This is a genomic window from Nostoc sp. 106C (genome assembly GCF_002154725.1).
Lineage (GTDB): Bacteria > Cyanobacteriota > Cyanobacteriia > Cyanobacteriales > Nostocaceae > Aulosira.
In genome coordinates, this window is record NZ_MTAW01000209.1 from 1 (window position 1) to 10,486 (window position 10,486).

At 41.4% G+C, this 10,486-nt stretch carries 8 protein-coding genes and 1 pseudogene; 2 read left to right on the top strand and 7 right to left on the bottom strand.

Going from position 1 to position 10,486, the window contains the following annotated elements; translation table 11 throughout:
• Nucleotides 1-150: 150 nt before the first annotated feature.
• A complete protein-coding gene (locus BV375_RS31215) occupies nucleotides 151-2,334 on the bottom strand; it encodes an AAA-like domain-containing protein (RefSeq protein WP_086767759.1) in 2,184 nt (727 codons plus the stop codon).
• Nucleotides 2,335-2,695: 361 nt separating this feature from the next.
• On the opposite strand from BV375_RS31215, the gene BV375_RS31220 reads away from it, so the two are divergent.
• On the top strand, nucleotides 2,696-2,881 hold the full coding sequence (locus BV375_RS31220) for a hypothetical protein (RefSeq protein WP_086688960.1): 186 nt from the start codon (nucleotides 2,696-2,698) through the stop codon (nucleotides 2,879-2,881).
• Nucleotides 2,882-2,884: 3 nt separating this feature from the next.
• On the opposite strand, the gene BV375_RS31225 is transcribed toward BV375_RS31220, so the two are convergent.
• From BV375_RS31225 to BV375_RS31240, 4 genes are all read right to left on the bottom strand, one after another.
• Nucleotides 2,885-3,808, bottom strand: coding sequence for an ion channel (locus BV375_RS31225; RefSeq protein ID WP_086767761.1), 924 nt, complete (start codon nucleotides 3,806-3,808; stop codon nucleotides 2,885-2,887).
• A gap of 719 nt (nucleotides 3,809-4,527) precedes the next feature.
• Nucleotides 4,528-5,463 carry a DUF2382 domain-containing protein gene (locus tag BV375_RS31230; RefSeq protein WP_086767763.1) on the bottom strand — a complete coding sequence of 312 codons (936 nt, stop codon included), beginning with the start codon at nucleotides 5,461-5,463 and terminating at the stop codon, nucleotides 4,528-4,530.
• A 239-nt stretch (nucleotides 5,464-5,702) separates the two neighbouring features.
• Nucleotides 5,703-6,593 carry a DUF2382 domain-containing protein gene (locus tag BV375_RS31235; RefSeq protein WP_086767765.1) on the bottom strand — a complete coding sequence of 297 codons (891 nt, stop codon included), beginning with the start codon at nucleotides 6,591-6,593 and terminating at the stop codon, nucleotides 5,703-5,705.
• A gap of 482 nt (nucleotides 6,594-7,075) precedes the next feature.
• The gene (locus tag BV375_RS31240) at nucleotides 7,076-7,912 is read right to left on the bottom strand and encodes a DUF2382 domain-containing protein (RefSeq protein WP_086767767.1); all 837 of its coding nucleotides are present in this window, start codon (nucleotides 7,910-7,912) and stop codon (nucleotides 7,076-7,078) included.
• A 942-nt stretch (nucleotides 7,913-8,854) separates the two neighbouring features.
• On the opposite strand from BV375_RS31240, the gene BV375_RS31245 reads away from it, so the two are divergent.
• Complete coding sequence (locus BV375_RS31245) at nucleotides 8,855-9,070, top strand: hypothetical protein (RefSeq protein ID WP_086767769.1); 216 nt, start codon at nucleotides 8,855-8,857, stop codon at nucleotides 9,068-9,070.
• A gap of 247 nt (nucleotides 9,071-9,317) precedes the next feature.
• Here BV375_RS31245 and BV375_RS31250 read toward each other — a convergent pair.
• Both BV375_RS31250 and BV375_RS31255 read right to left on the bottom strand, forming a co-directional pair.
• Nucleotides 9,318-9,616 (bottom strand): annotated as a pseudogene (locus tag BV375_RS31250) (6-phosphofructokinase); the annotation flags it as partial.
• Between the two features lie 34 nt (nucleotides 9,617-9,650).
• The gene (locus BV375_RS31255) at nucleotides 9,651-9,845 is read right to left on the bottom strand and encodes a DUF2949 domain-containing protein (RefSeq protein ID WP_086767771.1); all 195 of its coding nucleotides are present in this window, start codon (nucleotides 9,843-9,845) and stop codon (nucleotides 9,651-9,653) included.
• Nucleotides 9,846-10,486 lie beyond the last annotated feature (641 nt).

Below are 10,486 nucleotides of genomic sequence, written 5' to 3' on the forward strand. Positions count from 1 at the left end.
GGCTCCATTTTCTTTACATTTTGTTTCGTTGCTCTTTAATGGCTAAAGTCGAGTTCAAGAAGTCGGGGATCTAAATCCGTAGCTAACGCACCGTCCGAGATTTTCGGTGCGTTACACTTCGTGATAACGCACCCTACCAAGGCTTCCCGTTTACCCACGCAAGTTCTCCCGGAAATAATCGGCGTAAAGTTGACAACGCGGGATCACTGTTCGCCCCTCCCGCCGCACCAAACCCGCACCCCGCAGCCGAAAGAAAACACGCTCATCATCGCAGCTATTATGGCGAATTACCTGAAGCATACTTGGCACTAACTCCGCTTTACTATGCAGCCGAAACAAATGGTTCCGCAGATGATTACCAAAGGGGCCATTATCCGCCGTAGCTTTGGCAAATAATTCAGTAGTCGTGAGGCGCTGACTGGCGATTAAATAAAGCGCCAGCCTGACTAAATAAGGATGTCCATTCAGCAACGTCATTAACTGCTGTTCTTCATTAGCGTTAAGCAGTGAACTATGACGGCGATTAAGGTCAGCAACCTGTGCGGCGGTAAAATCTTCTAAGTCAATCACCTCGCCCACATTAAACGGCGATTGGTTGAGATTATCAATTAATTGGTAGGGTTCGGTAGAAGTCACCAGCGCTAAATCGAGTTGCTTCCATATTGGTGTAGTGGCGCGGTTGTTGTGCCAACTGCGAAGCATTCCAAAGAAATCGGAACGGAATTCGGTATCAAAAGCCCTCTCAACTTCATCCATTGCTAACACCAAAGGCTGACCAAATTCTTTTAACAAATAGCGCCCAATATAGCGGGTGCAACGTTGACTATTACCCAAAGGCAAATTCCAATATTCAGCAACTCTATCCGCCATTTCTATTTCATCAGTTAGCCAAGTGCAAAATTGCCGAAAGAATAAGTCAGCATTAGTTAAGGCTGATTGATCAAATAATTGAAAATCTAAGAAAGCCACGCGCTTACCTGCATTCATCGCCGCGTTACAAGTGCGAATTAACAAAGAACTCTTGCCCATTTGTCGGGGGCCTTTAATGGTGATGGTGACACCTTGACGCTGAATCGCATTTAAAGCCAGAACATCACAAGCGCGTTCCACATAAAACTGAGACTCGCCATCCATCGTCCCTTCTGGCATTTCCAGGGATATCGGCTGTGCGGAAGCAAAAGGCTGAGGTAACGCTGATGCTTGACGTGGCTGAAGTAATTCAGCTTTATTCGCCTCCCCAATTGCCAATTCACCCCCAGAAATCGCCTGCATCAATTCCGCAATCAAGCGCGGTGTATCCTCCGCATTTCGCCAGATTGCCCAATTAATCCCATCCAGATAAGCACTCAAAGGATACTGAAACGGTTCTAGATACGCCAGCCGCACGGGGAGAATTATCGGTTTTCCGCTTTGTTCCTTAGCCAGGCGGTTGGCTGTAGCAATTTCTGCCTCCACCATCTCGCTGTGGACAGAATGCTCGGAAAGGAAAACAATCAGAAAATCGGCTTGGTGAAGTTCTGCTTCAATGCGTTCAGCCCAGCGTGTACCTACTGTAATAATTTGGTCGATAAAAACTGTGTGATGTTGAGCAAGCGCTTGATGGACTTGCGATGCAACTTGTTCATCGGGGGTGACGCTACGCTTGTAGCTGATGAAGATGCGTTTGGGTTGGGAGTTGGGGGAAGGGGCTTCGGCTTCGCTCAGCCGAACGGGAAGGGGAAAGGGGGAAGGGGGAAAGGGTAAGATTTCTGGTTGTGTTGGTTGTTGTGCAACTGATAGCTTGCGGCTTTTGAGGATTGGGGTGGAATATTCAGGGATATTTTCTAATTCAATGGCAATGCGCTCAAACTCGTATGCATCATCGTAGGATCTACCTGCGCCTAGTGCATCATAAAACCCGACAGCAAATTTAATTGCGGCGCGATCGCCTATCGCCTGATTCATTCCTACTACATAATTAATATGTTGGTGAATCGCTTCAGCTTGCGCCTCACTATAACAGGCGTTTAACAGCACACACTCTATCTTGTCTTGAAATAACCTAAACAGTCTGCCCAGTGACTCTGTACTCACCAGTTGCAACTGTCCGTTATCATCCTCCAAAACCAAACCTTTATCCCCTTCCCCATGTCCCGAAAAATGGACAATCTCCGGTTGATGATCTAAAAGCGCCCGCCGCAAATCTTCAGGACGCACAGCCCATTTAGTAATCATCTCAAACTGCTCTCGAATCTTGGCACGTTCTAAACCAGCCTGAATTTCTCGTACTTCTTCATCCAAGCGCAGTCTGTCCGTATTCTTGGGATTTGCTGATAAAATCAGGATTTTTTTCACACTGCCTTTAAATGTTGCAACTAGGCTTTCTCTCTAGATGCAGTTTACTACAGCAGAGTTACGGAGAATTACGGGCAGAATCTAAGAAGCTCTTGAAGATATGTATTATTTGAATGGGTTTCCTTTGTTGTAGACACCCTGAGACGCCTTGCCGTAGGGTAGACACTGACGTGATTTCCCCCATGAGTGAACTCATCAATCAAGTTTGTCTTTGCAGGCTGATCTTTCTCAGCCCACGGAGGTGGGCTTTGTTCGTGTAGCCACACCCTTCTAGGGTGTCGGCGTCGTGTCAAGCTAGCAAATTTTTTAGCCGAATGCTATTAGTAGCGCGATAATTAATATAGAGGTCAAAATAATTTATATGTCTCCAACACCATGCTCGTGTTGTGTTGTTACCCTTAATCAACAACAGGAGCAAAACATCTCTCATCAAAAACAGTGCCAAGATGTTCCAGACAACCACAGCAAAAGTGTAGTCAAAAATTGTACTGTGGTTGAAAATGGTCGAGTTGTAGTTAAACCATTACCCACTGAAACTTCTGTTTAACTTTTAACTCACTTCATCTAGAGATAACACATCGTGGAAGCTTTGGTAATCAATGTAGCGATTTCCATCTTCTGTATCGTGCATGATATTCACAAATTGATAATTCCACAAAATCTGAGTAGCACCATAGGTATGACGAGCATGGACAACTTGTGCCACTGTTTCATCAATACCACTTACCGAAATAACAAGAGTGGTATTTGATTGAACTAAAGATTCTGCGGTCATCCCAAACAGAGGGCTATACTCATCGATGGTATGCATCGCTAACCAAGTTAATGTAAAGCTAGGTGACTGATTCCTGCGCAGTTTCAAATCGTAGATCCGACGGATGTAATCCCCCTCTAAGGTCATTTCATCCCGCATCATGTACACTCGCATTTGTGCTTCCAGAATTAGGTTGCGACGCTGATTGGCGGTGCGGAACATGAGAGTTGGTTCACCATCATGGGGTGTAATTACAGCGACGCGGCTAAAAAGCACCCGCGCAGTCGGACGGGAGAATCGCGCAAACGCCAGTCCTGTAGTGACCGCAATTCCCATCAAACCTGCCATTGCTTCAATAGTGACAACTATATTGGCGTAAAGTGTTTTAGGATACAACGCCCCATAGCCGATGGATGCCAGGGTTTGTACGCTAAAAAAGAAGACATCTAAAAAAGACCCAGGTCGAGCATTTTCAATACAGTTTCCTCCAGCCAAGTAAGCTAAAGCAAATATGGCATTAGTAGCTATATACCCAACACCAGCTAGCAGCAAAAATCCAGTCCAGGGAATTGTTAACAGCAGATGATAAGGGTCGCGCCAGTAAGAATACCAAGCACCTAAGCCCACAATATGGAATTGTCCGTCCCTGACTTTGATGCAAACTCGCTGGGACCGATGCGGCTTGTGCTTCCGAAAAAGTTTCTGCAATCGAAATCTCATTGGAATTAGCCAAAAGAACTGCTGTCTGTTGAAATGACTAGGTTTGCTTGGGCAAGTAACAACCAGGTGGTTATCTATTGCTGATAAATTCAAATTGCTAAATTAGCACTTTCATAGCTTTGATTAATTCACTCAGTTTTACGATTTTAACCTAACGCTGTAATTCCCCATACACCTATACAGCGTGTAGATACATCGAAACACAAGAGAACAGCCGATGACGAATAATTGCCGCAAACTATTTTCAGGTGAATAAACTAGGACTTACGCAAGAACCCTCTAAAACCCTCTTTCCTTTGTGTCCTACCCTTCGGGAACGCCTTCGGCGAACCTGTCTTTGCGGTTCGTTTTTTCATAATTTTGCGTAAGTCCTGTAAACCACAAAGTAGGGCACAACATTAGACTTCTTGCAAAAATCTGAATAAGAATAAAAAAACCACAGATGAACACAGATAAACACCGATATTTATCTGTGTTCATCTGCGTTTATCTGTGGTTCGATATTCAAAAAATCGACTTATGCAAGAGACTTCATGAGTGCAACTCACAAGGAACAATGAAAATGTCTTTTCCTCCTGCCTCCTGCCTTATTTTCAAGGCAGGTCTATTGTTGTGCCCTTACAAAATATGCAGTTCAAATAAATAGAAAAGGCTGTAATAAAAAATTAGGATGAGCAATGCTCACCCTAATACTAGCTGACTTAAATAAAAACTGATTTTTACGCTTTTGGTGCTTGACCTTGAGAACAGCGGTCAAACCACTCTTGGTATTTCTGACGGTACTCCTCATTGTCAACAACAATTGTCACTCGCACCTGTTGACAACCAGGTTGCTTTTCAAGAGCGATCGCATTTAAAAGTAGGCTAGCAATCTTAGGAGAAGTAAACAAGCCATTGACAGTTAAACCATTGTCAAGGTTTGCAACTTCAGATATTTCTTCTTCAGTCAAATTAATACTAGAGATTGTCTCTTGCCCTAAATCTATTTCTGCTAGCTGTTTGTGTTCTGGGCTGACTTGTTCTACAATCAGTTTTTCTCGCCGGACAGGAACTTGTACCATCCGAGTTTCAATTTCTTTGCGAACAATTACATCGCCAACTTTACGTTTATTACTATTAACTACTAATCGTTCTTCTAGTAAATTAATAATATTTTCTTCACTAATCTCTGCTCTATTTGTAGCTTCTAGGTTACCATTTTTAGTTTCCAGGCTGCCATTTAGAGTTTGATTATTAACTATTTGCTCACTTGAGCTATCTGATATTATCTGTTCACCTGTTTTGTTAACTTCTAAATTTTCAGGCATATTTTCTATTTCAGATTTTTCTAAATCTACAAAAATTGATTGAGTAGCATGATCAATTTTTTGAATTCTCTGGCTGCGCAATTTTAACAACTTATATCTATCTGTTAAGTGTTTGCCGCTAAATTCTAAACTGTATTGATTTACTCGTTGAGATATAACTAAGTTTAGCCGATTTCCTGCGTCTAAAACTAGCTCTCGGACTTCACCTACCAGTTGTCCTTTTTTATCTAATACAGCAAAATTTCTCACTTTGCTTCCCAAGTTTTCCAGCAGCTTGCTAACCCGTTGATTAATAGTTGCTGCTGGATTTGCTAGCTCTGGTTTTCTTGCCACAGTTTGGCTATTCATAAGGCAAAAATTATTAACTACTTTTGGCTCGGCTAAACTATAGTGTTAGCCACTCTTACTGAAAAAAGAAAAAATATTAATAGTTCAACTATTTGCCAATTATGTGGCTCTAGTTAAAGCAAAATCTAAAATTCAGAATTGATATTCCTGATTCATTCTCAGTACAGGCAAAGCTATCTGATAGCTCTACCTGCACCATGTCTAACTAGTTATTAGTTATGTGCTAATAACTCAGTTAATTAGCGTTCTTCAATTGGCAGTCCGCCAGTAGTATCTACATCTAATTCTTCACGACGTACAGTTGCTTGAGCTTCAGAGGTTTCTTGCTCTACAACTTTTGAAACTCTGACTTCTTCACGTACAACTGCTTCTTTGCGGATTTCAGGAGTTTCTTCATAGATTTCCACGCGAGCTACTTCACCTTCGCGGAAATTAGCTTCGCCAGGAGCAACAGGACGACCAGCATCTGTTGGTGTTACCCGCTCAATGACCACACGCTCTCTTTCTAAAGGTACTGATACACTTGCAGTATCAGTTTCCACGCGCTTACCAATGGCTACTTCTCCTGCTTTCTGCCGTCTCTTCCCAGCAATTAGCCTTTCTTCATACAATTTCAGAGTTTGATTATCACGTTCATTGATGTTGTACAAAGAAGGCTCGTGGTCGTAAGTGTATGTATCGCGGTTATAAGTAGGAGTGCTTGGCGTTGATAATGGCTGATAGTTGGTATCCAAGGCTGCTGGTGTGTCCACAGCAGCAGATGTTGCATCTACAGGACGGCGATACACCCCACGTACTCGCTCTTCATAGTCGTAATCGACTCCTGAGCGTTCGTTGAACTCAGGTAAATCTTCTGCTTGCTGTCTGGTCATGCCAATGGCGTAAACGCGATCAGTATTATAGTCAATTCGAGCACGTCCAATAGGTAACAATACTTTCTTACCAAAAATCCAGAAGCCTAAGTCAACAACTAGATAACGGAAGTGCCCTTCATCATCTACTAAAACATCGCTGACAGAGCCAATCTTTTCATCTCTGCCTTCTGCATAGACCCCAAGCCCTTTGATGTCTTCACCCTGAAAAGTATCGCGATAGTTGGGATCAAAATCATCTAGTTTGTAAAGTGCCATTATATTTTTCCCTCAAATTTTTACTTTCATCTGCTAATAACTAAACTAGAATTTTATTAATTTTTTTCCATCTTTCTCACGACTGAATTAAATTTATGAATGTTTAACTTAAGAAGTATATATAGCAATCCGATTTGACTCCTAAAATTAATTGTGTAGTTAGGAAACAGAAAATCAGGGCGGTAGAGATGTACTTAATTTTTTTTAAAATTAAATAAATATGAGTTTGGTATTTGATTTATGCAATTAAAATCTAATTTTTTAGTTATTGTTTCTTAATTTTTTAGTTAACTTTTGTTTAAAAAATTAATAGTACAGGCAGATATAATAATCGACTCTGCCTGTACTATAGCGATGATTGTTGAGAGCAGATCCCCTTTAATACTCACATATGTCAGTAAGTAGCGATCGCTAACTGCAAAATTTTTATATTTTGGGTTTTAAGCTGATTGCGATCGCCTCAACCTTAAGATACTAGCTAATTAAATAGCTGTATCTCTAGGTGTATTTGTTTCGTTCACATCCAAATTACCTGAAGTATTAATATCTAACTCTTCCCGACGCACTGTCTCTTGTGCTTCAACAGTATCGCTATCTACTACTTTTCTAACTCGGACTTCTTCGCGCACAACCGTTTCTTTACGAATCTCAGGTGTTTCTTCGTAAACTTCTATGCGTGCTACTTCTCCTTCTTGGAATTGTAATTCTTGTGAATTTACTACAGTTTCTGTGGTTGGAGTCACTCTCTCAATGACAACGCGCTCTTTTTGCAGAGGTACTGAAACTTGTGCAGTTTCCGTTTCAATATGCTTACCAACTGTGACTTCTCCGGCTTTAACCCGATTTTTATGAGCAATTAATCGTTCTTCATATAGTTTGATAGTTTGTTGATCTTGCGCATTTAATTCATATAACTCCGGTGCTTGGTAGCTAGATCTTCCCTGATCGGAGGTCAATTGGCTATTGGGTGAACGATAAACATTACGGACATTGTTTTCATAATCTTCATTAACAACAATGTTTTCGTGATATTCAGGTAAACGCGCTACCTGCTCTTTACTCAAACCATCCACAAATACACGCTTTTCGGCATAATTAATATGAGCAAGACCAATAGGTAGTAATATTTTCTTATTACCACCATCTAAGGTTGTGTCAATTACTAGATACCGAAAACGACCATCGTCATCAACTAAAGCATCGGCAACTGAGCCAACTCTCACTCCTCCTTCAGTGTAGAGTTCCAAAGCTTTAACGTCATCACCACCAAAGATTTCTCGGTAGCTAGGTTCAAAATCTTCGAGTTTGTAGAGAGGCATAAGTTATTCCAAACTGGCTGCAATTATCTATGTATCAGCCTAAGAAGTATTGCAATTATTTTCATCCTGCTGGCGGCTGAATTCGATAAAAATCCTCATGCTTTATAGGTGAAAATTATCGAATTTAAAATAATTTACTTACCGATTGGCATATAACTTAAGGTACATATAGCGCAATACAGTTCAGTTAAGAAAATTCATTGACAACAAAGTTCACAAATAATTACTAAACAAAAAACCGAACAATTATTTTGGAGGGGGCTTGGGGGACGCAACCGTCCCCCAATCGGGGGTTTGGGGGAGAATCTCCCAAATCTTGGTTTTTGTTCGACAGATGAGAACTCTTATCACCTTAACTGAACCGTATTGACATATAGCGTTCATATAATAATCAGATTTGATTCCTGAACTTACAAAGTAGCTGTAGGTAACGGGAAATCGGAAATAAGAAAGAATACAGGTGGAGTGTACCTAGTTTCACAAAAATCAAATACGAGTCCTATATTTTATTTGTAAACTTATTTGTAGAGTTAGGAAACGGGCAAGAAGAAAGAACAAGCTAAAGGTGATTCTTTCAAAAATAAAGCTAATTCCTATATAAAAATATATTATTGGATAATTTTGAAAGTATTATGAGAGACGGTGGTCAAAGTCATTCAGGTTGTAGGGATGGAATAAATTACCGTTCGTACATATCATGATTACTAATTTAAATAGTGCGATCGCCTGTTCTCTAATTCCCAAAATTCAGGCGATATTCTCAGCGACTGTGCCTAAGTTACTTGAGAATTGGTTATTTCCCCTGATCCTGCTTATGCCCCTTTCAGCCCTCAGTTTTTAATAACTTGTAAAGTTGTGTTGATTTATGTCTACTGAGTTATTTAATTAGCAGTTGGTTTAGAGTGAAAGTAAAACCTTGCTCATCAAACTGGGAAAAGTTTTATGTGGAGAACTGTGTTTTTAACACTGATATTATTGATTGCCTCAGTGTTACTGATTGCTGAAACTACCTTTGCTAATCCTTGGATTGAAGGCAATGCATGGGTTGTTGAGAATACTCTAAATGCTGTTCCGCCTGAGGTAACGCCATCTCCAGAATTACCAAAGGCTAATATTGATAAATCAAAACATGAGCTAATTGAGCAGATGCAGCAGTAGTATTCCCAAGATAAATACCAGATCGCGCTGTTTCTACCAGATAATTTAGGACTTACGCACTCGGGACGAAAAACTAAGCCTTTGCGATTACTTCGCTTCGCTCGTAATTACGTAAAATCGTAGTCCTTGCGTAAGTCGTGTAATTATTTGGATCTACAAGTGACAGACTTTTAGCCAAAACCGCTGTGCGATACCACAGGATAGTTTTTCACAGGATGCATATTTTAGATGAATCTTCTAGAATATGCGCAGCTTCTGCGACAACTAAAATTGCAAATCTGCGTCCCCTGCGATCGCGTAATTCTGCCAGATGTTCGGAAGTATCCTTAATTGTATAGGGAATTTTCGGAATCAAAATTACATCTGCACCCTCTGCAATGCCAGAATGCAGTGCTAAATGACCTGCTGTGCCTCCCATTACTTCCACAGACCTTTTGTAGCATAAGGAATTTCCTCCACCTGCCAACCAGAGCTAAGAGTCGCATGGCTGACAACTGCGCAAATTACCTTATTCAGTCCCGGACAGTCACCGCCACTGCTAAGAATGCCAGTCGCTTTTGTGTAGTCATAGCAATTTCAGCTAAAACACTCCATTTAACCAATCAAAAATCTCGTCTAGCTGGCTTAATGACACCAGCCCATACTGCCAAAGAATCATAGGTAACAAATTAGGATTTTGCTCAGGATGTCGCAACGCCAGTTGCAAACCCTCTGCCGGAATTGCCAACTCTTCTTGCAAAAAACGGAGAAATTTTGCCAGTCTTTTGGTTTCCATAGTTGTCACCCTTGTTTTGGCTATAGAAAGAGGTTAAGTAACAAATTTGAGGAACTTGTGAGGATTTAATAATTTTATTTACAAGCGCTTTGTTTTCTCGCGATAGACGCGAAGGAGAACGCAAGATTATTGCTTCACGAGTATTATCACGCATTTGAACCACATCTATCGTAGGGGCACAGCACTGCTCATTGGTGTCAACTTAAGCTCAAACGCTTATCCCACATACGTTTTACCCCTCCCCTTAATCCCCTCCCCCGAAGTTTGCTCAACGGGGGGGAACCCCCGCACGCAACTTCTCTCCGCCTGCGGGGAGGGGAAGTTTTGGCTTTAGACAAAACTGGGGTGGGGTGACGAGGATCGTAATGGTAGGTGAGTGAATACAAAATCACGTTTTAACAAGGGTTTCACGTTAAGTTGACACGTATGAGCACTGCTGTGACCGACAGCCTGGTCTATTATACTGATTCACGAGTATCAAAAACTCGTCCGCGAGTATTAAAGACTCGTCCGCGAGTATCAAAGACTCATTCACGAGTATCAAAGACTCGTCCACGAGTATCAAAGACTCGTCCGCGAGTATTAAAGACTCGCTCACGAGTATCAAAGACTCATTCACGAGTATCAAAGACTCGCTCACG

Coding starts and splice junctions, on each gene's coding strand:
- BV375_RS31230 (WP_086767763.1), bottom strand. CDS start 5,463: ATGAATAGCCAAACTGTGGCAAGAAAACCAGAGCTAGCAAATCCAGCA.
- BV375_RS31245 (WP_086767769.1), top strand. CDS start 8,855: ATGTGGAGAACTGTGTTTTTAACACTGATATTATTGATTGCCTCAGTG.
- BV375_RS31255 (WP_086767771.1), bottom strand. CDS start 9,845: ATGGAAACCAAAAGACTGGCAAAATTTCTCCGTTTTTTGCAAGAAGAG.
- BV375_RS31220 (WP_086688960.1), top strand. CDS start 2,696: ATGTCTCCAACACCATGCTCGTGTTGTGTTGTTACCCTTAATCAACAA.
- BV375_RS31240 (WP_086767767.1), bottom strand. CDS start 7,912: ATGCCTCTCTACAAACTCGAAGATTTTGAACCTAGCTACCGAGAAATC.
- BV375_RS31225 (WP_086767761.1), bottom strand. CDS start 3,808: ATGAGATTTCGATTGCAGAAACTTTTTCGGAAGCACAAGCCGCATCGG.
- BV375_RS31235 (WP_086767765.1), bottom strand. CDS start 6,593: ATGGCACTTTACAAACTAGATGATTTTGATCCCAACTATCGCGATACT.